The sequence below is a fragment of the Salmonella sp. SAL4457 genome (genome assembly GCF_046548235.1).
In the GTDB taxonomy this organism is placed as follows: Bacteria; Pseudomonadota; Gammaproteobacteria; order Enterobacterales; family Enterobacteriaceae; genus Salmonella; species Salmonella enterica.
On record NZ_JBGDZO010000123.1, the window covers coordinates 1 to 376 of the forward strand.

At 64.6% G+C, this 376-nt stretch carries 1 pseudogene; it reads left to right on the forward strand.

Annotation, left to right across the window (positions count from 1 at the left end):
* A pseudogene (locus ACLJNW_RS23530) lies at positions 1-376 on the forward strand (choline transporter); the annotation flags it as partial.

Genomic DNA, 376 nt, shown 5'->3' on the forward strand with positions numbered 1-376 from the left:
CTTCCCCTCGCGGGACGAGGTGTACCGCTTCATGAACGACGTGGTGCGCCCGGCGATCAGCGAGGTTTCCGAGGTGTTCCGCGAGAAGGGCCTGGCGGTGGACGCCCAGCTCGACCCGGGCAACGCCTCGCTGAGCCTGGAGATCGGTCATGGCGAGCAGCATCGGTTCCTCTACCAGGTGCTGATGCGCGGCTACTTCACGCCGTCCTTCGCGCGTGCCGGCATGGGCGGCCTGCACCTGAAGAACCGCCGCTACTTCCGTGCCGAGGTGCATCTCGCCGAAGGTAGCCAGGACTACGATCTGATGGGCTACACCAAGGAGCAGATCATCAACGTCATGCTCGACCAGTACGAGCGGCACCTCCAGTTCCTGCAC